The following is a 22,352-nucleotide window of genomic DNA, read 5'->3' as shown; positions in this document are numbered from 1 at the left end:
GTGGAGGAAAAGAAGATGAATTTGAACGGTAAAAAAGTAGTACTCCACGACATGAGCCTGCGAGATGGTATGCATGCTAAACGTCATCAGATCTCACTGGAACAGATGGTTGCCGTGGCAACTGGTTTAGATGCGGCGGGTATGCCGCTGATCGAAGTCACCCACGGTGATGGTCTCGGTGGCGCATCGGTTAACTACGGTTTCCCGGCCCACAGTGATGAAGAGTATCTCGGTGCGGTGATTCCAAAGCTGAAAAACGCCAAAGTATCAGCGCTGCTGTTGCCCGGGATCGGCACGGTTGATCATCTGCGCATGGCCAACGATATGGGCGTGAACACCATTCGTGTCGCGGCCCACTGTACTGAAGCGGATGTTACCGAGCAGCATATCGGCCTGGCCGCTAAGCTCGAAATGGACACGGTCGGGTTTCTGATGATGGCCCATATGGCCAGCCCAGAAAAGATTTTAGAACAAGCGCGGCTGATGGAATCCTATGGCGCCAACTGCATCTACTGCACCGATTCCGCCGGGTATATGCTGCCGGATGAAGTGACTGAAAAAATCGGTCTACTGCGGGCCGAGCTGAACCCAACCACTGAAGTCGGTTTCCACGGTCATCATAATATGGGCATGGCGATCGCTAACTCACTCGCGGCGATTGATGCCGGTGCGATCCGTATCGATGGTTCGGTGGCTGGCTTAGGGGCCGGTGCCGGTAACACCCCTTTGGAGGTACTGGTAGCGGTGCTTGATCGGATGGGTGCGGATCATGGAATCGACCTCTACAGCATTATGGATGTAGCGGAAGACTTAGTGGTGCCATTGATGGATCAGCCCATTCGGGTTGATCGAGATGCACTGACTCTGGGTTATGCCGGTGTGTACTCCTCGTTCCTACTGTTTGCCAAGCGCGCTGAGGCGAAGTATGGCATTCAAGCTCGGGATCTACTGGTGGAGCTGGGCCGTCGCGGCACGGTCGGTGGGCAGGAAGATATGATTGAAGATTTGGCGCTATCAATGTCAAAACTGAAATAACACTGCTAACTAAATACGCCCCAGTAAAGCTGTCCTGCAAATTTCACTCATAACAGCCTTTGCTGGGGTTATCCCTGACGAGACATAAACAATGCCGCTAAACATAATCAAACTGATCGCCCTCACCTCCTTACTACTCTCTTTTAGTCGATTATCTTACGCTGAAACCGTTATGCGAATAGCTAGTTGGCTGCCGCCCACCCATGTTCAAAACGCGGTGGTCTGGCCAACTTGGGGCAAATGGATCGAAGCAGCCACCGATGGCCGAGTTAAGGTCATGATCGAATACGGTCTTGGCCGACCTAAAAAGTAAAAAGATCCGTATCGGCGGTGGCGTACCCGCTGAAATTGGTCACCGTTTAGGCGTAACCCCGGTCGGTGCCCCAGCGCCTAAGGTTTATGAATTGCTGCAACAGGGTATTGTCGATGGCGTATTTCTCCCCATCGCTGAACAAAAGACCCTGCGTTTAAATGGCTAGGCAAAATATTGGCGCTCGTGATGCAACAAATATCATACAATCTATATCAATATAATTGATCGGATAATGACGGCGCAATTGCACCCGAATCACTTCTTCTGCCACAATGTCCCTGCCGTGAGTACGGTAATAAGGAGATATTGATGTTACCTAAAATTAAAAAAATTCTTTATGCATCCGACATAGAGAAAGGTTCACGTCCAGCCCTACGTTCAGCGATCAGCCTCTGTGGTCAAGAACAGTCAGAAATTATCTATCTGCATGTTATCGAACCGCTCAGCGCCAGTACCCAGAGTGTCGTCAAAAGCATCATCAATGAGCATGACCTCAATGAACTTCATGATCAGAGTATTGAAAACCTGAAGCGCACGATGCAGACACGCTTAGAACGCTTTTATGTCGCTGAGATTGAAGCCCATGAACACCTAGAGCCACAAAATATCACTGCCCGTGTCGAAGAGGGTCAGCCTTGGAAGGTTATTCTGAAGGTGGCTGAAGAGATTGAGGCAGATGTCATTGTTATGGGCACCCGCACCCATTCGGCTGTCGGAGAGTTTTTACTAGGTTCAACCGCCAATAAGGTGATCCATCACTCAAAACGGCCGGTATTGATCGTGCCGTTATAAAACTTGCTTAGCAGCCCTTGCAAAGCGCTCTTTCGATAACTGCGCTTTGCGAATGACCTTAAGCCCACCGTTAACCTTGCCCAATTAAACAACGTTAAAAAGCAACAGTTAAAAACACGTTGACACAAAACATCTGAACTATTTCTACTTGCAACAGACTAATGCTTCAGCGTGACCAAAAAAACCAATAAAGCAACACTATAGATTCAGGTAACCACTTGAGTCGTCATTAACACTCATATCATGTTTGCAGTATCTGTACATATATTTGCAGTATTCAAATATTAGATTTTTATCAATCTGCGATCATAAAGCCTCATTTACATAATAAGAAAGAGGCTTCTCTTAGATGAAAAAACTTAATAAGCTAAGTATCGCAGTCTTAGCCGCAACCGCATCAACGTTTGTTAGCGCTGTGGAGCTGGGCGAGATTAAGGGTACAACATTCAGCATTGGCGGATATCTGAAAGCAGAAGCGATCTGGGGTATGCCAGATGTCGGTGATAACACCGTTGAGGGCACTGCACGCCAATCCCGTTTCAATATTAAGGCAGAGAAGAATGTCGACGGCCACAAAGTTGCCGGCTTTGTAGAAGCAGATTTCTGGGAAAACCAATCAAGCTATTCAACAACTCCAGGGCTGCGCTTACGCCACGCCTATATCAACATCGATGCTTTGACTGTAGGTCAAACGTGGAGCGGTAACTTTTTTGCCACCGCGCCTTTCGATGCCCGCATGATCAACTTCTTTGGCCCAGGCTGGGGTAGCATCGCCGGTAATGGCGGTACTGTTCGTCCAAGTATGGTGGCTCACTACCGTACTCATGGCTTCACACTATCAGCCGCCGAACCTCTTTATGATAACGCCTCCATGCCTGATCTCGTGGTCTCTTACGCTCAGCGTTTTGACGGCGGTAGCGGCTACAGCGCAGCGATTACGGCCCGTGAAGTAGAACAACTGAACGATGACTCGGAAGTCGGCGCCGCCGTTTCTTTCCAAGGTAAGCTGGCCGTCGGTAATGGTGCCCTGTTTGCAGGCGCATTCACCGGTAAAGGTCAGGGTGTCAACTCCGGCTTATGTGTGGGTGGTGCATGGAACCCAGGTATTACCGCCAGCTGTGATATCGATGCGTCTGGCGACCTTATCTCACAAACAGGTTACAGCGTTGGCGTCACTCAAAATCTGACACCTAGCCTAAACGGCACCCTGCGTTATGGTAAAGTTGAAGTTGATGATGCTGCAGACACCTCTGCCTTTATGACAACAGCAACACTGATGTATAGCTACCTGCCAGATCTCGACTTTGGTATTGAGTGGCGTGATCAAGACATGAAAAACCATCCTCTGCGTCCAGCGGGCCAGCAGGTTGAAGTCATGGCGATGTACAAGTTCTAAGTAAACGTTTAGTACCTTAGTCGCTACGAATGGAGATACTGGCCCCCTTCACCGGTATCTCTATTCACCTCAAACAAAGCATAACCCTCGCCCCGTAACCCTTTGTCTCCACACACTGATGCTAAGCACCGGCGTTAACTCCATTTCAAATACACCCAACTCGTCACTTTCCTTCGCCCGTCGCCTATCAAGCCCTTCCCTTATAGCAGCCCTCACTAATTTCTAATCGCTTGGCCCTTTAGTTTTGCTACCGACGACGACCGACAGCAACGTTTAATCTATGACAAAGCCTACCTAGCGGCACTGCACAAGATTAAGTAACGGCTCGATTAAGGGACTCAACCAAGGGGCTCGATTAAGATGCTAGATAAAGGGCTTTAAGCAGGTTTATGTCAGGCAAAAAAAATGCGCCAACAGGCACATTTTAAAACACTCACGCTAAGCAAATATTAGGCTGACATCACGCTTGCAGTGCCTGACCTAGGGTTTTCGAACGGGTTACCGATGGTAACTCCCCCACCTGCTTACGGTAGAGCTGAGAAAACCGCCCAAGATTGGTAAAGCCATATTCCATCGCCACTTGGGTGATGCTACGGCTCGACTTTCGCGCACTTAACTCACGATGTACATGAACTATTTTACGTTGCTGCACATAGGATAATGGCGTCATGGATTCACTTTCACGAAACAGATAATACAACGACCGTTCGCTCATATGACAAACATCGATGAGACTCTTAACAGACAGGCTATGTTTGATATTGTTATCAATGTAATCGCGCAATTTTTCCATTGTTTTGTGTTTGCTGTGCCCACTGCTAGGACAGGACTCACTCTCAGCCAGTTCAGCATCAAGGAAACGGCAGATGATATCAACATAGTGACTCTGCACCTCCTGATCATGAAAGTCCTTGAGCTTTAACATATGCAGAATTAGCTCTTTTAGCGGTGTCGATGTCAGTAATATACGTCGCTCATTATCTACTTTGAGGCGCTGATCAGCATTGCGCTGACAGGTCGACTCGGTATCGATAATAAAATAATTCACAAACATACGTTGATGTACTTGAATACGGATCTCATTATTATTTTCATCCGTTAACAGATAGATAAGTAACTCATCACTACTTTCATCAGTGGCATAAACTATCTCTGTTTTTTTTGCTATGACAAGATCCTTTGCTCTGCCTTTCATCCTTAATTCAGAAAAATTCTTCATTACAACCCCGGACTATTAGATATTATTTTTATTATTTCCTTGCAGAAGATCAGGTGATCTTCCATTTTTCAATCTGGCTACTAGTTAATAATTAAACAACTAGATTTTTCAATATAATTAACAAGTTAACTATCTAAATTAAAAAAGGCCCCTTCATCAGAAGGGGCAACTGAGGAGAGCCACTCTTGGTAACTCCTAGCCTGAAACGGTTATAGCGAGATCACCTGAGAAGACGGTGAGGCACTATAGATATCGGCGACAATGTCAGCTCGATGGCTAATAACTGCGTTCGAGTTCAACGATCCTTTATCGGTCATCTCATGGGCATCGATATCTGCTGGACGACTCTGCAGCACCAAGCTTTTGATGCGGGTTGAACTACCGGTACTTTTTTCAGCCATCGCCGTCAGGTGTTCCTGGAATACTTGGCGCACGGCGGCATGATTTACAATCTGTTCCTGACTCAGCTCACCCTCTTCGATATCGATCAGATGGCGACAGTGTTCAATATCCGGAAACACCAGTGCACTGATAAAGCCACGGTCTCGACCGACAATCACGACATCTTGAATATAAGGTGCAAACTCGTGAATCATGTGAGCCTTCAGGGTGCCAACACTCACCCAGGTACCGGTATCCAGTTTAAAGTCTTCAGACACCCGACCATCGAAATGAAACCCACGAGACGGTTGTGCTTCATCAATAAATTTCAGCGCATCGCCAAGGCAGTAGAAGCCCTCTTCATCGTACGCTTTAGCGGTTTGTTCCTCATCACGCCAGTAACCCGGCATAATGCTAACCCCTTTAATCCGCACTTCCATTTTACCCTGATTCGGAATCAGTTTAAGTTCAACACCGGGAATCGGCACTCCGACCACACCGGAAGCCGCCTCTTCGATTGAGGTGAACAGTGCCGAAGGAGCCGTTTCTGTTGCGCCTAAGCCCGTTAAGACCGGCACTTTACGACCCGTGTATTGCACTGAAAGTGCCAACAGATCATCCCAAACATGCTGCGCAAGGCCCGCGCCGGCGTAAAACAACACCTGTAAATTAGAGAAGAAGACCTTTGCCATATCCGGGTGTTGCTTCAGCTCTTTTACTAGCAACTCATAACCCTTAGGCACATTAAAATAAATAGTGGGAGCGATCTCACGTAGATTATGCACGGTTTCAGCAATACCTTTCGGTACCGGCTTACCACCATCGATATAGAGCGAACCACCGTTATAGACCACCAAACCAGTGTTTTTATTACCACCAAAGGTGTGGTTCCAGGGTAGCCAATCACACAGAACCGGCGGTTGCTGTTTTACAAATTGTAAGTACGTACCGATCATCTCCTGATTGGCACAAATCATCTGTTGAGTGTTGATCACCCCTTTCGGCATACCGGTTGAACCCGAGGTGAAGAGTAATTTCGCAATCGTATCGCCATTGACCGCGGCATTCGCCTTGGCCACTTCGTCCGTTAACGGTGTGGTCACGGCATCGGCAAAGAGGCTTAAATCAAAACGGAAATCATCAACACCATGATCCGCCTCAAATGCCAGCACACTGCAATCTGCTGGCATCACCGCGTCAATCGCATCACGGAATGGTCCGAGGTTTTCGACAAACACCAATCCTGGGGTCAGTTTTTCAGTGATATAACGCAACTTACCGAAGTCGGTGGAGATCAATGAATAAGCGGTCGAGATCGGAGAGTAAGGGATCCCCACATACATCGCCGCGAGACCAACCAGTAAGTGTGAAATACTGTTACCGGAAAGAATAACAATGGGACGCTCTGCCGATAGATTCTGATTTAGAAGATATTGCGACAGATGCTTAACCTGCACTAACGCCTCAGCATAAGTAACGGTTTGCCAGTGATGCTTATCTTCTGTGCGCTGCGCGACCATCACCTTATCCGGTGTAACCTCGGCCCAATGCTCCAGCTTATCGGTCATTTTTGTTGCATAGGCGGGCAACTCAGCGGCGGAACGAATCAACATAGAGCCATCGTCACGCTTATCGACGTTAACATCATATGTCACTACATTTACAGGAAGCACTTCTGCATTCATTGTTATTCTCGCTATCATTTTTTTAATCAGTTTCCGTCAGCAATACCGCTGGCTTACTCTTCTATCTGGTAATCTTGAATGCCCGTCCCAGCACTGATCACAGTATGATGCAGCGCCAACACTTTGGGCGTAAAGTGGGCGAAATAGAACCGACTCAACGCAATCAAGTTATTCAGATAATCCCTGTCTGTGCTTTGCAGTTTCTGCTTTTCAGCCGCCACCGCAGTGCGCATCATCATCCAGCTGCAACACGCAATACCGAGCAGTTCAAGGACATTTACCGCGCCACAAAGCAACGCTTCACGCCCCTCTTTACCCTGCTGTAAAATGTAGTCAGCGGTATCCTTTACCACCCTAATCATCTGCGTCAGCATCTCGGTCTCAGCCCCGGCACAATCCAATGCACTATAGAGGGCAAAATCCGTTTCTATCTCGCTGACCAATGCAGTTAGCGCAGCCCCTTGATCGGCCAACACCTTACGAAAAACGAGATCATTAGCCTGAATACCGGTGGTACCTTCATAGATGGTGGTAACCCGAATATCTCGCATTAACTGGGCCACGCCGGTCTCTTCCACAAAACCCATACCACCAAAAATTTGAATGGTAGTACCGGCCATCTGATTGCCACTCTCGGTAGAAAAGGCTTTGAAAATGGGGGTCATCAAGGCAACAAATTGCAGATGCGCAGCGCGGTCTTGTGAATCAACCTCAGCAAGATCCAAACGTGATGCTATCTGATAACTCAAAGCGCGCAGAGCAGTCACTTGTGCTCTTAAGCCCATCAGCATCCGTTTAACATCCGGGTGCCGAGCAATCTGAACATTGGTTTCACCGGTTAACGCATCGCGTCCCTGGGTACGTTCGAGGCTGTATTCCAGTGCCCGCTGATAGCCCATCTCACCAATCGCGACACCCTGCTGACCGGTGCTCAAACGCGCTTCGTTCATCAGGATAAACATATACTCAAGGCCACGATTTTCTTCGCCGACCAACTCACCGATCGCGCCACCCTCATCACCATAACTGATGCTACAGGTGGGGCTGCCATGTAAGCCTGTCTTATGTTCGATCGAAACACAGCGCACATCATTCAGCTCACCACATTGGCCTGCTTCATCGACCTTATATTTCGGCACGATAAACAGAGAGACACCCTTGGCGCCTGCCGGAGAGTCCGGTGTTTTAGCCAACACCAGATGCACGATATTGTCGGTTAGATCATGTTCACCATAGGTGATATAGATCTTCTGACCACGGATCAGATAATTGCCATCCTCCTGACGAACCGCTCGGGTACGGGTGTTACCAAGATCAGACCCTGCTCCCGGCTCCGTTAAGGACATGCAGGTAGCCCACTCGCCGGTGACCAGCTTTTCCAGATAACGCTGTTTCAGCCGATCATCTTTAGCGGCTAGTAAAATTTCGGCGGCCCCTTGGGTCAAGGCTTGAAACATGACAAAACTGAGGTTAGAACTTAACCACATCTCATGTACTGCGGCGGCGATAAAGCGTGGTAAAGATTGCCCACCATACGCCTCGGGTAATGCTAAACCTAACCAACCATTATCACAGAACTGCTGATAAGCATCGGTCCAACCAGCTGGGGTCGTGACCGCCCCGTCATTGAAGTGACACCCTTCAATATCACCGGTTTGGTTTAAAGGGGACAGCACCTGACCGGCAAATTTTGCCGCTTCCTCAAGCACTGCCGCTAACAGTGGTGCATCGTAATCATCAAAATGCGCAAGCTGGTCAAATTGACGACTGTCGGCGACATGCTTTAACAGGAAATCCATATCTTTAAGCGGAGCAGAATAATTAGCCATCATAATGTCCTACTTAGCCGCCATCCGAATGGCCCCATCCAAACGAATCACTTCGCCGTTGAGCATGCAGTTTTCGATAATTTGCTGCACCAATTGCGCATATTCAGCAGGCTCACCTAGACGTGATGGAAATGGCACCGCCGCACCCAATGACGCTTGCACCTCTTCGGGTAGCACATCCATCATCGGCGTTTTAAAAATCCCTGGGGCAATGGTCATCACGCGAATACCAAATTGTGCCAACTCCCGCGCCAATGGCAGGGTCATCGAACACATCCCTCCTTTCGACGCGGCATAGGCGGCTTGACCGATCTGACCATCAAATGCAGCAACAGACGCGGTATTGATAATCACCCCGCGTTCGCCGGTTTCCTGTATTGGCTGCTCACTCATCACACTGGCCGCTAAACGAATCATATTGAAGGTCCCCAGCAAATTAACCTGTAGCGCACGGCTAAAGGTTTCTAAACGGTGCACACCTTTTTTACCTAACACCCGCTCAGCACCTGGAATACCCGCACAATTAACCAGACCGCTAAGGCTGCCAAAATGATTAACTGCGGTATCGATACAGTTTTGCGCCGATTCCTCATCGGTGATATCGGTTTTGCAAAAGACCCCATGAGGCGCCAACAGAAGCCGCAACGGCATCGCCTCGCTCTTCATTAATATCGGCCAGTACCACCGATGCGCCTTGGTCAACTAAGTGCCGCGCTACGGCTTCACCTAGACCGGAGCTTGCACCCGTGACGATAAAAACCTTTTGCTTGATATCCATTATCCGTGTCCTCAGTTCTTCTTTTATTCAGCAATAATCAACTGTGTTGTAGTAAGGGCCGGCGTTTTTTATCAAAGGTAAATTGCACTTTACTCTGAGCCGACAAACGCGCTGGTTATTTCTTTTTCCGATTCAGGAACTGACCAATACGCTCCTGCACTTCAGGGCTGGTTTGGGTCATCCCGGCCAATAGAGACTCGGTAAACATACCGTCATCCATCGACATACTTTCAATGCGGGATAAACCGCTCACCATGGCAAAATTCGATAGCCGTGAATTCTGCGCAATCGACTTAGCCAGCTCAGTCGCTTTTTCCAGCGCCGTGCCCTTAGCAACACAGTAATGGGCAAGGCCTAAACGCTCACCATCGACCGCATCATAGGTACGACCCGTCAGCATCATGTCCATCATTCGACTGGCACCCAAGATCCGCCCAACTCGCACCGATGCACCGCCGCCAACGAAGATACCGTGACGCCCTTCTGGCAAACGGAAATAGGTTGTTTCATCGGCCACCCGAACATGGGCGCTCGATGCCAGTTCTAAACCACCGCCGATGACTGCACCGTGTAACGCAGCCACCACGGGAATAGTTGAATTCGCGATGCGACCAAATACGCGGTGCCACATACGAGAGTGCTGCACGACACCATAAGGGTCACGGGCAACGTGCTCGGACAGATCTAGCCCAGAACAGAACTCAGGGCCATTACCCGAGATCAAAACCACCGCAACCTCTTCCGGCATATTGATAAACACATCTTCGATTTCCAGAAGAAGCGCATCGTTGATCGCATTCTTCTTTGCCGGACGATTCAATTGCAAATGGCCAATATCAGCCTCTACAGAAAACTCAATAAAACGGTACTCGGCCATTCGCCACCTCAGAAAAAATAAGCCGTATCAGCTTGTATAGTGTTGTTGTTGGTTATGTTTATATAAAACATTGTTTATATAGTCAACAATATTATTTGTAAAACATTACCCTCTAATCTCAATCATAACCCGTCAGCCACTCGCCTTAGTTACTTAACTTGTTAATTAAAAAAGGAAATATCTTGATCCGCGTTTTCCCGTCCGATGAGCAACAAAAATTAGACCCTGAGGCGCCTGAATTTGGTGCATATGTTTTATACAGACAATTGTTGCACTACTAAACAGTTTATGTATAAATACACCCACCAGCTCGCTGGAATCCTAAAACAATAAAGAAACCTAAGGGATATAAACATGGGCATTAAAAAGACTTTCAGACAATCACTTATCGCATGTGCGCTGGTACTCGGTTCCAGCAGTGCTATGTCTGCCGATGCAGAATACACATTTAAACTGCATCACTTTCTACCGCCACCTTCTATGGCTCACTCTCAATTCCTTAAGCCTTGGGCTGATAAGGTCATGAAAGAGTCTAATGGCCGAATCAAGATCGACGTTTATCCATCAATGCAGCTTGGCGGTAAGCCCCCAGCACTGTTTGATCAGGTGCGTAAAGGCATCGTGGATATGTCTTGGACCGTTGGTGGCTATACTCCTGGGCGTTTCCCTAAAGCCACGGTGTTTGAGCTACCCTTTATGGCCAGCAAAGCAAAACCGATGAGCATGGCGATTCAAGAATACGCTGAACAAGAGATGGCCGATGAACTAAAAGATGTTCATTTGCTTGCGATGCATGTGCATGCCCCAGGCTCACTGCACTCCCGTGAAAAAGCTATCCACACCGCTGAAGACCTAAAAGGGATGACACTGCGAGCACCTAACAAGATCATGGCCGAAGCCTTTTCAAAACTAGGCGCTAACTCTGTCTTTATGCCGGTGCCACAGATGCCTAGCGCACTCTCGAAAGGTGTACTAGATATTGCGGTATTACCCTTTGAGGTGGTTAAACCACTGAAAATCCATCAACTGGTTAAACACCACACTGAGATCCCTGGCAAGCGCGGCCTGTATGCTAACTTCTTCCTGTTCACCATGAATAAAGAGGCCTATGCCAAGCTGCCGGCAGACCTGCAAAAAGTAATCGACAACAACTCAGGCATCGAACTGGCCGCACATATTGGCGAACTGTTTGATGAATCTGAAGCGATGGGGCGTCAAGCGGCTGTTGATCAGGGTAATGAGTTCTATACCTTGCCAGAAGCTGAAATTGCTAGCTGGAAGTCTCAAATCAACTTCATCACTGAAGATTGGTTGACAGAGATGAAGTCTGACGGTTATCAATCCCAAGCTCTGCTCGACAAAGCTAACGCGCTGATTACTAAGTACGAAGCGGCCAACAAGTAAGAGGCCTTACCTATGTTTACTCTGCTTAGTCAAACGAAGAGCGGAATCGCATTCATCTCCCGTCAGCTCGCGCTGGTGGGAGGTATTATTATGATTCTGCTCGCACTCATGACAGTTGCCAGTATTATCGGCCGTGCTTTTCTGGGCATCACGGTACAGGGTGACTACGAAATGGTTGAGATGGGGCTCGCTATCTCAATTTTTCTCTTCTTGACCGAGTGCCAGTTACATAAAGGGCACGTAATTGTCGATTTTTTCACCCTCAATATGGCCAAGCGAAAGATCTACTTTCTCGATGCCGTCGGTAATCTGATGTTTACCCTGATTGCCGCCACACTGGCTTGGCAGATGTATCTGGGAGGCTTGGATATGTTCGAATACAACGAACAGACCATGATTCTCGAACTACCGGTCTGGATAGCTTACATTCCAGCCGTATTTTCCGTTTCACTTCTCACCCTCTGCTGCTTCATTGATACAGTGCTGGGCTTCCGGGAGTATTCACGATCATGAGCAATATTGAACTTGCCCTATCCATGCTGGCATTGCTTCTGGTGCTGATGTCTATTCGTATACCGATCGCAGTGGCGATGCTATCTTGCGGCGCATTGGGCTATACCATTCTGGCGGGGTTTCCCACCACACTGAACTATTTGAGCACCGTCCCCTATTCTAAATTTTCCAGTTATGACCTATCGGTTGTACCGTTGTTTCTGTTGATGGGCGAATTGGCCACTCGGGCGGGCATCACCTCCGAACTATTTCGCACCTGTAATACCTGGGTCGGACAGTTTAAAGGCGGCCTCGCAATGGCTTCGATTTCAGGTTGTGCCGCCTTTGGTGCGATTTGTGGTTCATCGTTAGCAACGGCTTCGACTATGGGTCAGGTTGCGCTGCCTGAAATGAAAAAGAATAACTATGCCGGTGGCTTAGCGGCGGGTTGTCTTGCGGCTGGTGGCACACTGGGGATCTTGATTCCTCCCTCAATGGTACTGATTATCTTCGCCGTGCTCACCGAGCAAAACATTTCTAAAATGTTTATCGCCGCCTTTGTACCCGGCATTCTGGCCGCGGTTGGCTATATCTTGGCGATCGCTATTTATGTGCGTATCTTTCCTAAATCAGGCCCTCGTGGGCAAAAAACCACCTTTATGGAGAAGATTAAATCTACCGCTGATGTCTGGCATATCAGTCTGATCTTTTTGATCGTCTTAGGCGGTATCTATCTCGGTATTTTTACTCCGACAGAAGCGGCGGCCGTTGGGGTGGTATTAACCGGTATTCTGGCACTGACCCACGGCAAACTGACCTTCGATCAGCTCAAGAGCTGCATCATCAGAACGGCCGTTTCCAGTGCCATGATCTTTATGATCATTCTCGGAGCTGATCTATTCAGTGTTTTTATCGCCCTGACGAACTTGCCTAACCTCGGCGCAGAATTACTGTTAGACGCGCAGATGTCCCCTTATCTGATTCTTGCACTAATGCTGCTAAGCTACTTCATACTGGGTTGTTTCATGGATAGCCTAGCGATGATTTTGCTGACCATTCCAATCTACTTCCCGATTATCGTGGCGATGGATTTTGGCATGTCGGTCGAAGACACCGGTATCTGGTTTGGTATTCTGGCGTTGGTGGTCGTTGAAGTTGGGCTGATCACCCCGCCGGTCGGCATGAATGTATTTATTATTAATTCGTTTGATAAATCACTGTCGCTGAAAGAAAGCTTCAGAGGCGTAGTGCCCTTTATCATGTCGGATATGACACGGGTTGCGTTGCTGGTACTGTTCCCGCCAATTACTCTGTCACTGGTGCATATACTGAGTTAACCGAAGCAATACCCGCTACCGTCACCGCGTTGATGGCGGCGGGTCATCCGAATAGAGACAAATTAGACCGTTACAGTGAACACTAAAATAAGCTGTCAGCGTTCCCTAAAGAATATTTAAGAGATAGGTGGCTACAATGAATATCGATGACATTATCGCGATAGATTTCCATACCCATGCTGAAGAGCCCTGCACATGCTTGCGCGATGATGGCTATTATGAGTTCCAACAGGACTTCGCCAAATACTTCAAAAATCCAGCGGGGCACAACATGCTGCCGACGATTGAAGAAACGGCCGCTTATTACCGTGATCGTAAAATTGCCTGTGTGCTATTCCCCGTGGATGCTGAACGGGAAACCGGTTTCCGTCGCTACGAAAACGAAGAGGTGGCACGCCTAGCCGCCGATAATAGCGACATCATCATTCCATTTGCCTCCATCGACCCTGCTAAGGGGCGTATGGGCGCCCGTGAAGCCCGTCGTCTAGTCCGTGATTTTGGTGTCCGCGGATTCAAGTTTCACCCGACGATGCAAGGCTTTTACCCTAATGACCGCGCCGCGTATGTCCTTTATGAAGCGATTGCTGAAGAAGGTGCGGTGGCACTGTTCCATACCGGCCAAACCGGCGTGGGTGCGGGTAGCCGAGGCGGTATGAATATGCGCCTAAAATATTCTAACCCGATGTATATTGATGATGTGGCGGCTGATTTTCCGGATATGCCGATTGTCATGGCTCACCCCTCTTTCCCTTGGCAGGAAGAAGCCCTATCCGTTGCCACCCACAAACCTAATGTCTATATCGATATGTCGGGTTGGTCACCTAAATATTTCCCGAAAATTTTGATTCAGTACGCCAACTCACTGCTAAAAGACAAGATGCTATTTGGTTCTGATTGGCCCGTCATCACCCCAGATCGCTGGTTGAAAGACTTTGAAACCATTGGTATTAAAGATGAGGTGCGACCAAAGATTCTTAAAGAGAATGCGGTCAAGCTGCTGAAACTATAAACCAGCCGCTGCGCTAACAAAAAAAAGCCCTAGCAACAATAATGTTGCTAGGGCTTTTTTATATTTGGCATAACGACTATTCAGCCTTAGCGGATGGCGAATGCTTGGCGAAACGATCAAGAATATCGAGTAACAATACCTTTTCACTCTCATTCAAGGTGTCGGTGAAGTCTTTCTCATGGGCTAACACCTGAGCCACTAACTCTTTATAAAATGTTTCACCGTGAGGTGTCAAAAACAGTGCATGGGAACGTCGGTCTTTTACCGAAGGCTTACGCTCAACCACGTTCATCGCTTCGAGCCGATCAACCACACTGACCATTGCCGAACGATCATTACCCAGCGCGTTAGCGATAGCTGTCTGCGTCAATCCCGGATTACGTTCAACAATAGACAACACCCCAAACAAACCCGGGGTAATGCCAAATTTAAGGCAACGATCGGTGAAATGGTTAAATACAGTGACCTGAGCACGTCTAAGCTTGTATCCGACCAGTGTATCTAAAATACCGTAATCGATCTCTTCCGCTGAACTTTGATTAGCCATTAAATTATTTACTTTATTAACAATTGTAATTAAAGCAATTATAAAGGATTTAGCACGTCAAAAACACCTGTTAAAGCAACGACTAAACGGACACTCATCGACAGAATAAAGCATATCGTTCAGGACCGTAACCTGAACTATCACGATCACACAGCCTGACCAACAAAGGCAACCCACTTAGCTCATCTGCTTTGATTAAGCCGCCAGCGGGTGATCATGAAAAACATGGCGACTCTCAATCAGCGCTTTAGGACAATGGCTGCGCACCTGTTTATAGACCTCGGGTAATAACTCCACCGCAACATCCACAATCAATAGAATCTGCCCGGCATCCAGTGCATGCTGATACTTATTCAAATCCGCATTCGGAGTACTTTCACCAATGTTTTTACCGATCAAACCGCCAAACAGTGAGCCGATAACCGTTAACAACAGAATAGCAATAGGGCCAAACTCAACGTCAAAGATCACCGCGCCATAGCTAACCATCCCCAGTATCAGTCCCAAAACACCCCCGGCAACAATACCCCAGTTGAAATCAGACTCTAGCTCCGATGTTTCCATTTCGGTGGCTTCATGCAGATGGGCTTGCTGCAACGCGTTATGATCCCGACCCAGCAGATGAATGGCGGCATCATTAATCGTTAATTCATGTAACGACTCAACCACTCTCTCAGCATGTTCCAGATCCGGCGCTAAAAACACTAAACGTTTCATCTTCTACCTCCCGGCGCGAACGGCCGTTGTGAATGATAAAAGTATAGTTCAGCGGTCGCTTTTCGAGGCCCGTCAAGCTAAACAGTCATTCACCTGTTTATTCATGATCAGAAGGGTCATAGGCATTCACAACAGCGACTCTCGCATTCACTTTTTGCAATAAAGAGATCAACGTGTCCTGCTCTGCCGGTGTTAACCCTTCAAGTAACAATGCTTCGCGCTGCAGCGCGATCTGCAGAATTTGATCATGGACTCCTTCACCACTCGGTGTCAGACTAATCAGTACTGAACGTCCGTCGGTTTCGTCCTTAACAAAAGTAACATAGTCGTCTTCTTTTAAGAGTTTCAATGCCCGACTTACTGCAGCCTTATCTAGACCTATTACTTGGCAGATCCGGTTTGCCGTTATATTGCTTTCTACCCTCAGTAACGCGAGAACTCGCCACTCAACAACGCCAACATCGAAGTGTTTCCGATAACAGGCTGAAGCACCACTCGAGAGCTTATTAGCGAGGAATGTAACCAGCGCAGGGACATAACGATCAAGATCCAACTTATTTCTGTGTACTGATAAAGATGTCGTTGTCATTTAGTTAGAGCCTCGCTACCCCGTTTCTGCGCGACTTAAAGCTCAGTCCAAAAGCCGCCGGACAAATATAGCACAACATATTGATTTCATTTTAGTAAACCAAAAAGCGGATAAAAACCTGCCAATCTAGTTGACGCCTCAACTAGATTTCAAGTATCGTTGAGGTGTCAACTAAATAACCACGCAGCGCCTGTCAGATATCTAGGTTAACTAACGGGCACTAGAGCGATCGATAAAAAACAAAAAAACTTATTAAAATAAGAGGTTGAAAATGACCGTTCAACAGATCAAAACAGCCGATGTGGCGGATATTCAAGCCGCTAAGCATGCAAAATTTCCACTGAATATGTGGTACGTCGCAGCACTCAGCAAAGAGGTACAGGATAAACCACTCGGGCGTACCCTGCTAAATCATCCGATCGTTTTTTACCGCACTCCAAGCGGTCAGGTAAGTGCTCTCGAAGATCGCTGCTGCCACCGAGATCTACCACTCTCCCTCGGTACTATTGATAAAGACGGTATTCGTTGTGGTTATCACGGCTTGCTATTTGATGGCACCGGCAAGTGCATTGAGGTGCCTGGTCAGAGCAAAATACCCTCTAAAGCGATTATCTCGGCCTATCCTGTTAAAGAACAAGGCGCGCTGATTTGGATCTGGTTTGGCTCTGAAGGTAACGCCGAGCCAACCTGTGAACCCCCAACGTATGATGTTCATACCGATGAACGCTATCTATACGATGGTGATAAATACCACTATCAAGCCCCCTATCAACTGATCCACGATAACTTACTCGACCTGAGCCATCTCGGTTATGTCCATCTGCATACCATTGGCGGCAACGCTAAGCTGCATATGAATGCAGAAATGACCGTCGAAGCGAAAGGTGATTCGATAAAGGTTGTTCGCAAGATGCCTAACTCGACACCACCACCCACCTACACCGCGGCTTACCCGTTTAAAGGTAACGTTGACCGCTGGCAAGAGATTATCTTCCACCCTTCGCATCTCGAAATATGGACCGGTGCCGTCGATGTCAATACAGCATCGCTAGATGACCCTGAACGAGGTGGTTTTCATCTTAAAGGCTTCCACGCGGTCACTCCGGAGACTGATGAGACCTGTTTCTATATCTGGACTCAAGCAAGTAACCCCAGCAGTCAACCCATGGAAAGCATGAAACTGATTATTGACCAGTCGGCAATGACCTTTGATGAAGATAAAGTCGTTATCGAAGCCCAGTACGCCAACATGAAGCGCTTTGCTGATAAGCCGATGATCGATATTCATGTAGACGTGGGCGCTAATCGCGCCAGAAGAATTATTGCCCGACTGAAAAAGCAAAAGCAGGCTTAGCCCTTAGTAAGCCCCCGTTACGTCTAAAAATATAAATAATAACAGGACGCCAAAATGAAACTAACAACCGTTCTAGCTGCCGCACTCACCAGCTGTATGGCAATCAATGCCGCCCACGCCGATGTTCATAAACTTCGTTTAGGCCACTTCTGGCCTCCCGGTTCTAGTGTTGATAACGTTATCAGCGATTGGGCCGACAAGGTTAAGACTGAATCCCAAGGCGAGTTAGAAATAGAGATCTATCCTTCTCAAACCCTCGCTAAAGCGCCGCAAAGTTATACCGCCACCGTCAATGGCATCATGGATATCACCGTGACTGCACAGGGTTATATAGCAGGCCGCTTTCCCATTACCCAAGTAATAGAACTACCCGGTATCGTGAAAACCGCTGAAAATGCCAGCTGCGTATTGCAAACACTGTATGAGAACAAGCTGATCGATAATGAATATCAAGATACTCACCCGCTGTTTTTCTTTGCCCACGGCCCCGGCCACCTTCATACAAACGCAAAACAAATATTAACACCGGAGGATGTTAACGGCCTGCGTATCCGGCGGGCAACCACCGTTGTTGCTGAAATATTAACGTCGCTCGGCGCTCAACCGATCGGCATGCCCGCACCGGAAACCTATACTGCGGCCCAACGCAAAGTCATCGATGGCGTTGCTTTTCCTTGGCAAGCGATGAAAGACTTTCGCTTGAACGAGCAGTTAAGTTCACACACGGAGCTAGCACTTTATACCCTAGCCTTTATCGCCACCATGAATAACAACGCCTATGCGAGATTACCAGACAAACTCAAAGCCGTAATCGACCAAAACAGTGGTATGACTTGGGCCCGCACGATGGGGCGAAAACTAGATGACCTCGATGCCGCGGGACGTGCTGAAGCAGTAGCGGCAGGGCATACGATCAATACAATTAATAAGTTAATGGAGAATCCACAATGGAAAACCGTGCTAGAGAAAGTGGTTAACGACTACCTTGAGGCTAACAATAACGCGCCGATAAACGCCAAAACGGTCTATCAAAAGGCCCTCGAATATAAACAGGCCTGTTCATAACCTAGCCCTAGTTTAACTATTCAAGCCTCACGTAATAAACCCACCGGAGGGTGGGTTTATTAAGCACAATCAAGACTGGCATTAATCTATCGTTAACATCATTCCATAGCCATTACACTTGCTGACTATCTTTTTTTATCACCGTTCCTTTGCCGATAAAGCGCGCTCACCATTTTGTTAGCTACCTTTCAGGCTTGTTAATACAATGCTTAAACACCAGGCCTGACAATCATGTCTCACAGTGTTGGCGTAACTCTTTCGCCTTTGCATAGACCGCCCTAGCCGGCAGGTCTTTGCTTTCCAGCTCATCGAGGTAGTTGTCCGTTGCCTTTACTAATGCAGGACGCCATGCCTGTTGAATAGCCGTATCAAATTCAATGACCTCATCCCCCATTGCTTTAGCGTCTATCCGTGATTCATGATCAACACGATCAAAGATCTTGGCCATATACTGAGACCATTTCTGGCCAGAGTGATCATCGATAACCCTCTGCAGATCCTCTGGCAAACGCTGATAAACGTCCTTATTCATCGTTACCACAAAGCTTAACGAATAGAGGTTCAGCTCCGTATGAGAATCCACCACATCATTCAGGCGAAAAACCTTAGCGCCGTCCCAAGAGATGGCCACCCCATCAATCACACCTCGTTGTAACGCTGTGTATGCATCAGGGGCGGGCATGCCTACTGGCTTGGCCCCTAAATCTTGCAACAATTGACCCACCACTGTAGTCGGTCGACGAATTCGCAACCCTGCAATATCTTCAGGTTTGAGCACCTTTTTACCATTCATATGCAGATGCCCCGCGCCATTAGTCCAGACAAACAGCACATGGGTATCATCATACTCAGCGGCAATATCGCCATCATCATAGAGAGTCTGCAAAATGCAAGAGCCTTGGGAGCCACTAGCAACCATACCCGGTAACTCAATGACTTGGGTTAAGGGATAACGATTAGCACTATACCCCTGAACCGTTGCCGTCATATCGGCAACCTGATTCACCACCGCATCATAGGCTTTCGCCGCCTTTGCCAAGGTTTGTGCCGGATAAAACTCCACCTTTATACGCCCATCAGATGCTTCCGTTAAAGAGTCGCTCCAGGCGGCTAAGCCTTTATGAATATCAGATCCACCGGGCCAAGGATGAGCAAAGCGCAAGTTATAATCTGCCGCTATCGCTGAACTGACCGATGCACCCAACATCCCACAGACCATAGCGGTGATACCCATATATTTTTTTAGCGTCATAGCAGCACATTCCTATTGTTATATTTTATGCTTAAGCGGTTGTCATTTATTAAACGACCCAGAACCAATCACAGCCTGTAAGGCTCTAAAACAACGAATTCCTTTGTTCCGATATACCCTCTACTGATCGACCCAAACGTAGAGACAGCAGTAAACGGATTCACAGCATTAGAGCGTCTTACTGGCGCTTAACTGATCTTCCTCTTTAATCAAGCGCTCAATAATGCGGCGGGATCGAACCCCACCAGTATCAATATTCAGTTTTAACAACTGACGGTCGGGATAATCTAAAAGATTACGCTGTTGGCGTTCGAGCATTTCTAAATCCTCGTTAAATATCTGCCCTTGTCCCTCTCTAATCTGCTCTGTTAGTGCACTGTCATCCGCTTTAAAATGACGCGCCATGCCCCAGAAATACCAAATAGATGTTTCAGTTTCCGGGGTAATGAAATCCACCACGATGCTACTCGCCTTCAATTCTGGCTTAGCGTCATAACCACCATGGCCAGCGTGGGCAACGCCAACTTCAATCATTACGTGACTCGGCGGTGTAAAGCGGCAGATCTGCCAACGATCGACCGGCACATCATCAGCCAGTTGATTGGCCCGTAATGCCGCCTGCCAAAATGGCGGCGCAGTAACATTATTCATAAAGCGGCTGGTAATAACGGTATCGCCTTCAGCTTTGGTGTGCACCGGTGTTTCATCGATCTCTTTCTGTCCGATGCTACTGGCATGCACATAGGTTTCGTGGGTCAAATCCATAAGGTTGTCGATCATCAGGCGATAGTCACAGTTAATATGGTAAAGACCGCCACCATAAGCCCATGCCGAATTGTTTGCCCATTCCAGCTCTGGAATATCCTCAGGATCGGCGAGCGTCGCATCCCCTGTCCAGACCCAAACAAAACCATGACGCTCGATAACCGGGTAGTTACGAATACAAGGAAATCCCTTTACCCGCTGCCCAGGCATCGCAACTGTTTTACCATCACATCCCATTTGCAAACCGTGATAACCACAGACTAATAAGCCATCCTCAACATAGCCTAACGATAACGGCGCCCCACGGTGGGGACAGAAGTCTTCCACAGCGGCAACCTGACCTTCAGTGCCACGATAAAAAACAATTCGCTCTCCACAGATTTGGCGGCCCAGTGGTTTATCGGTAAATTCATCCGGAGTACAAGCAACATACCAGCAGTTTTTGGGAAACATAACAGACCTTCTTTGCATTTCGTTATTATTTTATTGGATCCAATATATGGAATAATATAGCTTTAAAGCTCAAAATCAACAAAAAATGGATCCAATAATAATTAACATCTTTCTCTAATCAACCAGGCAACCTCACCAGTAATCCAGCGTTTCAGCACAAGAATCTGCGTTTCCCGATGCACGATCAAACAGATAGCCGACTCATTAATCTTCCGCTATTGGATCCAATATTATGCTATTCTCGAACATCGGTTACGGGCATTACGCAGCCTATTGACACACCATTAATGCTACCTGAGGTTTTAGTTTCAATGAGCAAAGCAAGTCAGCGGGTGCTGAGTACATTACGCCAAATGATTATTTCGGGTGAATTGGCTGCGGGTGAACGGGTAGCGGAAATACCCACCGCTGACCGGCTCGGAGTATCACGTACCCCCGTACGTATTGCATTTAGAGCACTCGAGCAGGAAGGCTTACTCAGCAAATTAGAACGCCGAGGCTATCGGGTGCGAGAAGTGACCGCCGGTGATATTAGAGGCGCCGTTGAAGTGCGCGGAGTATTAGAAGGATTAGCCGCTCGACAAGCCGCAGAGAAAGGTCTCACCACGGCACAGCGTGAAGAGTTGTTACAGTGCTTAGCTCAGGGAGATGCCTTGTTTATTAAAGGCCATGTCGACGAAACAGACCTAGAAATCTATCACGATCTGAATAAACGCTTTCACACCTTAATTATTGAAGCCAGCGATAACCCGGCTATCAGCACCGCCTTGAGGCATAGTGAACATACTCCCTTTGCATCCGTTAGCTCATTAGCCATAGACCGTCATAACCTGGCCTTAGAATACCGTCGTTTTAATTTCGCCCATATGCAGCACCATGCCGCGTTTGAGGCGATTGATCAGGGCTTGGGCGCACGAGCCGAAGGCATTATGCGTGAACATGCCTACGTCACTCTGCAGTACGCCGAACCATTTTACTTAGCCAACGATGATAACAGCACTATTCGGGTGATCAGCAGTTCTCGAGAATCTTAATATTCATCGAACCAATCTAGGCGATTTAG

21 protein-coding genes and 1 pseudogene are annotated in these 22,352 nt (G+C 47.8%); 12 read left to right on the top strand and 10 right to left on the bottom strand.

Annotated features, from left to right (window positions below; translation table 11 throughout):
- Positions 1-15: 15 nt before the first annotated feature.
- The 5 genes from dmpG (at position 16) to AC0L4K_RS04220 (ending at position 3,536) form a co-directional block, all read left to right on the top strand.
- Positions 16-1,035 carry a 4-hydroxy-2-oxovalerate aldolase gene (gene dmpG / locus AC0L4K_RS04240; protein WP_473268323.1) on the top strand — a complete coding sequence of 340 codons (1,020 nt, stop codon included), beginning with the start codon at positions 16-18 and terminating at the stop codon, positions 1,033-1,035.
- A 91-nt stretch (positions 1,036-1,126) separates the two neighbouring features.
- A complete protein-coding gene (locus tag AC0L4K_RS04235) occupies positions 1,127-1,348 on the top strand; it encodes a hypothetical protein (RefSeq protein ID WP_473268322.1) in 222 nt (73 codons plus the stop codon).
- The gene (locus AC0L4K_RS04230; RefSeq protein ID WP_417228060.1) at positions 1,329-1,514 is read left to right on the top strand and encodes a hypothetical protein; all 186 of its coding nucleotides are present in this window, start codon (positions 1,329-1,331) and stop codon (positions 1,512-1,514) included. Before AC0L4K_RS04235 ends, AC0L4K_RS04230 begins: the two co-directional genes overlap by 20 nt.
- Before the next feature lie 143 nt (positions 1,515-1,657).
- Entirely contained in the window at positions 1,658-2,140 is a 483-nt protein-coding gene (locus tag AC0L4K_RS04225; RefSeq protein ID WP_417228059.1) for a universal stress protein, read from the top strand.
- A gap of 349 nt (positions 2,141-2,489) precedes the next feature.
- Positions 2,490-3,536, top strand: coding sequence for a hypothetical protein (locus AC0L4K_RS04220; RefSeq protein ID WP_417228058.1), 1,047 nt, complete (start codon positions 2,490-2,492; stop codon positions 3,534-3,536).
- 460 nt (positions 3,537-3,996) lie between these two features.
- Here AC0L4K_RS04220 and AC0L4K_RS04215 read toward each other — a convergent pair whose 3' ends face one another.
- The 5 genes and pseudogenes from AC0L4K_RS04215 to AC0L4K_RS04195 form a co-directional block, all read right to left on the bottom strand.
- Entirely contained in the window at positions 3,997-4,755 is a 759-nt protein-coding gene (locus AC0L4K_RS04215; RefSeq protein ID WP_417228057.1) for an AraC family transcriptional regulator, read from the bottom strand.
- 209 nt (positions 4,756-4,964) lie between these two features.
- Complete coding sequence (locus AC0L4K_RS04210) at positions 4,965-6,821, bottom strand: feruloyl-CoA synthase (protein WP_417228056.1); 1,857 nt, start codon at positions 6,819-6,821, stop codon at positions 4,965-4,967.
- Between the two features lie 53 nt (positions 6,822-6,874).
- Positions 6,875-8,653 carry an acyl-CoA dehydrogenase gene (locus AC0L4K_RS04205; RefSeq protein ID WP_473268321.1) on the bottom strand — a complete coding sequence of 593 codons (1,779 nt, stop codon included), beginning with the start codon at positions 8,651-8,653 and terminating at the stop codon, positions 6,875-6,877.
- A gap of 6 nt (positions 8,654-8,659) precedes the next feature.
- A pseudogene (locus AC0L4K_RS04200) lies at positions 8,660-9,428 on the bottom strand (3-hydroxyacyl-CoA dehydrogenase).
- Positions 9,429-9,543: 115 nt separating this feature from the next.
- A complete protein-coding gene (locus AC0L4K_RS04195; RefSeq protein ID WP_417228053.1) occupies positions 9,544-10,305 on the bottom strand; it encodes a crotonase/enoyl-CoA hydratase family protein in 762 nt (253 codons plus the stop codon).
- Between the two features lie 354 nt (positions 10,306-10,659).
- Between AC0L4K_RS04195 and AC0L4K_RS04190 the strand changes: the two genes are divergently transcribed.
- The 4 genes from AC0L4K_RS04190 to AC0L4K_RS04175 all read left to right on the top strand — a co-directional run bounded on the left by AC0L4K_RS04190 (position 10,660) and on the right by AC0L4K_RS04175 (position 14,547).
- The gene (locus AC0L4K_RS04190; RefSeq protein WP_417228052.1) at positions 10,660-11,709 is read left to right on the top strand and encodes a TRAP transporter substrate-binding protein; all 1,050 of its coding nucleotides are present in this window, start codon (positions 10,660-10,662) and stop codon (positions 11,707-11,709) included.
- Between the two features lie 12 nt (positions 11,710-11,721).
- On the top strand, positions 11,722-12,222 hold the full coding sequence (locus AC0L4K_RS04185) for a TRAP transporter small permease (RefSeq protein ID WP_417228051.1): 501 nt from the start codon (positions 11,722-11,724) through the stop codon (positions 12,220-12,222).
- Positions 12,219-13,538 (top strand): TRAP transporter large permease, encoded by a 1,320-nt coding sequence (locus tag AC0L4K_RS04180; protein ID WP_417228050.1) that lies wholly within the window; start codon positions 12,219-12,221, stop codon positions 13,536-13,538. Before AC0L4K_RS04185 ends, AC0L4K_RS04180 begins: the two co-directional genes overlap by 4 nt.
- A gap of 136 nt (positions 13,539-13,674) precedes the next feature.
- Positions 13,675-14,547 carry an amidohydrolase family protein gene (locus tag AC0L4K_RS04175; protein WP_417228049.1) on the top strand — a complete coding sequence of 291 codons (873 nt, stop codon included), beginning with the start codon at positions 13,675-13,677 and terminating at the stop codon, positions 14,545-14,547.
- Positions 14,548-14,623: 76 nt separating this feature from the next.
- Here the strand turns inward: AC0L4K_RS04175 and AC0L4K_RS04170 are convergent, their stop codons facing one another.
- The 3 genes from AC0L4K_RS04170 to AC0L4K_RS04160 form a co-directional block, all read right to left on the bottom strand.
- The gene (locus AC0L4K_RS04170) at positions 14,624-15,094 is read right to left on the bottom strand and encodes a MarR family winged helix-turn-helix transcriptional regulator (protein WP_473268319.1); all 471 of its coding nucleotides are present in this window, start codon (positions 15,092-15,094) and stop codon (positions 14,624-14,626) included.
- Positions 15,095-15,289: 195 nt separating this feature from the next.
- Positions 15,290-15,811: a hypothetical protein gene (locus AC0L4K_RS04165; protein WP_417228047.1), complete on the bottom strand. Its 522-nt coding sequence runs from the start codon at positions 15,809-15,811 to the stop codon at positions 15,290-15,292.
- 97 nt (positions 15,812-15,908) lie between these two features.
- The gene (locus AC0L4K_RS04160) at positions 15,909-16,400 is read right to left on the bottom strand and encodes a MarR family winged helix-turn-helix transcriptional regulator (RefSeq protein ID WP_417228046.1); all 492 of its coding nucleotides are present in this window, start codon (positions 16,398-16,400) and stop codon (positions 15,909-15,911) included.
- Positions 16,401-16,671: 271 nt separating this feature from the next.
- On the opposite strand from AC0L4K_RS04160, the gene AC0L4K_RS04155 reads away from it, so the two are divergent.
- Positions 16,672-17,754 carry a Rieske 2Fe-2S domain-containing protein gene (locus AC0L4K_RS04155; protein WP_473268318.1) on the top strand — a complete coding sequence of 361 codons (1,083 nt, stop codon included), beginning with the start codon at positions 16,672-16,674 and terminating at the stop codon, positions 17,752-17,754.
- A 54-nt stretch (positions 17,755-17,808) separates the two neighbouring features.
- Entirely contained in the window at positions 17,809-18,819 is a 1,011-nt protein-coding gene (locus tag AC0L4K_RS04150; protein WP_473268317.1) for a TRAP transporter substrate-binding protein, read from the top strand.
- A 229-nt stretch (positions 18,820-19,048) separates the two neighbouring features.
- Here the strand turns inward: AC0L4K_RS04150 and AC0L4K_RS04145 are convergent, their stop codons facing one another.
- On the bottom strand, positions 19,049-20,071 hold the full coding sequence (locus AC0L4K_RS04145) for a TRAP transporter substrate-binding protein (protein ID WP_417228043.1): 1,023 nt from the start codon (positions 20,069-20,071) through the stop codon (positions 19,049-19,051).
- A 168-nt stretch (positions 20,072-20,239) separates the two neighbouring features.
- Positions 20,240-21,289, bottom strand: coding sequence for an aromatic ring-hydroxylating dioxygenase subunit alpha (locus tag AC0L4K_RS04140; RefSeq protein WP_473268316.1), 1,050 nt, complete (start codon positions 21,287-21,289; stop codon positions 20,240-20,242).
- 311 nt (positions 21,290-21,600) lie between these two features.
- On the opposite strand from AC0L4K_RS04140, the gene AC0L4K_RS04135 reads away from it, so the two are divergent.
- A complete protein-coding gene (locus AC0L4K_RS04135; RefSeq protein WP_417228041.1) occupies positions 21,601-22,323 on the top strand; it encodes a GntR family transcriptional regulator in 723 nt (240 codons plus the stop codon).
- Positions 22,324-22,352 lie beyond the last annotated feature (29 nt).

Source organism: Amphritea sp. GJ51-11 (genome assembly GCF_055808735.1).
The sequence above is the reverse complement of the archived record's forward strand: the minus strand, read 5'-3'. Positions and strand labels throughout refer to the sequence as shown.

Bases quoted from the DNA above. Each gene is read 5' to 3' on its own strand.
- dmpG (WP_473268323.1), top strand. From the start codon at position 16: ATGAATTTGAACGGTAAAAAAGTAGTACTCCACGACATGAGCCTGCGA.
- AC0L4K_RS04235 (WP_473268322.1), top strand. From the start codon at position 1,127: ATGCCGCTAAACATAATCAAACTGATCGCCCTCACCTCCTTACTACTC.
- AC0L4K_RS04225 (WP_417228059.1), top strand. From the start codon at position 1,658: ATGTTACCTAAAATTAAAAAAATTCTTTATGCATCCGACATAGAGAAA.
- AC0L4K_RS04220 (WP_417228058.1), top strand. From the start codon at position 2,490: ATGAAAAAACTTAATAAGCTAAGTATCGCAGTCTTAGCCGCAACCGCA.
- AC0L4K_RS04215 (WP_417228057.1), bottom strand. From the start codon at position 4,755: ATGAAGAATTTTTCTGAATTAAGGATGAAAGGCAGAGCAAAGGATCTT.
- AC0L4K_RS04210 (WP_417228056.1), bottom strand. From the start codon at position 6,821: ATGAATGCAGAAGTGCTTCCTGTAAATGTAGTGACATATGATGTTAAC.
- AC0L4K_RS04205 (WP_473268321.1), bottom strand. From the start codon at position 8,653: ATGATGGCTAATTATTCTGCTCCGCTTAAAGATATGGATTTCCTGTTA.
- AC0L4K_RS04195 (WP_417228053.1), bottom strand. From the start codon at position 10,305: ATGGCCGAGTACCGTTTTATTGAGTTTTCTGTAGAGGCTGATATTGGC.
- AC0L4K_RS04190 (WP_417228052.1), top strand. From the start codon at position 10,660: ATGGGCATTAAAAAGACTTTCAGACAATCACTTATCGCATGTGCGCTG.
- AC0L4K_RS04185 (WP_417228051.1), top strand. From the start codon at position 11,722: ATGTTTACTCTGCTTAGTCAAACGAAGAGCGGAATCGCATTCATCTCC.
- AC0L4K_RS04180 (WP_417228050.1), top strand. From the start codon at position 12,219: ATGAGCAATATTGAACTTGCCCTATCCATGCTGGCATTGCTTCTGGTG.
- AC0L4K_RS04175 (WP_417228049.1), top strand. From the start codon at position 13,675: ATGAATATCGATGACATTATCGCGATAGATTTCCATACCCATGCTGAA.
- AC0L4K_RS04170 (WP_473268319.1), bottom strand. From the start codon at position 15,094: ATGGCTAATCAAAGTTCAGCGGAAGAGATCGATTACGGTATTTTAGAT.
- AC0L4K_RS04165 (WP_417228047.1), bottom strand. From the start codon at position 15,811: ATGAAACGTTTAGTGTTTTTAGCGCCGGATCTGGAACATGCTGAGAGA.
- AC0L4K_RS04160 (WP_417228046.1), bottom strand. From the start codon at position 16,400: ATGACAACGACATCTTTATCAGTACACAGAAATAAGTTGGATCTTGAT.
- AC0L4K_RS04155 (WP_473268318.1), top strand. From the start codon at position 16,672: ATGACCGTTCAACAGATCAAAACAGCCGATGTGGCGGATATTCAAGCC.
- AC0L4K_RS04150 (WP_473268317.1), top strand. From the start codon at position 17,809: ATGAAACTAACAACCGTTCTAGCTGCCGCACTCACCAGCTGTATGGCA.
- AC0L4K_RS04145 (WP_417228043.1), bottom strand. From the start codon at position 20,071: ATGACGCTAAAAAAATATATGGGTATCACCGCTATGGTCTGTGGGATG.
- AC0L4K_RS04140 (WP_473268316.1), bottom strand. From the start codon at position 21,289: ATGTTTCCCAAAAACTGCTGGTATGTTGCTTGTACTCCGGATGAATTT.
- AC0L4K_RS04135 (WP_417228041.1), top strand. From the start codon at position 21,601: ATGAGCAAAGCAAGTCAGCGGGTGCTGAGTACATTACGCCAAATGATT.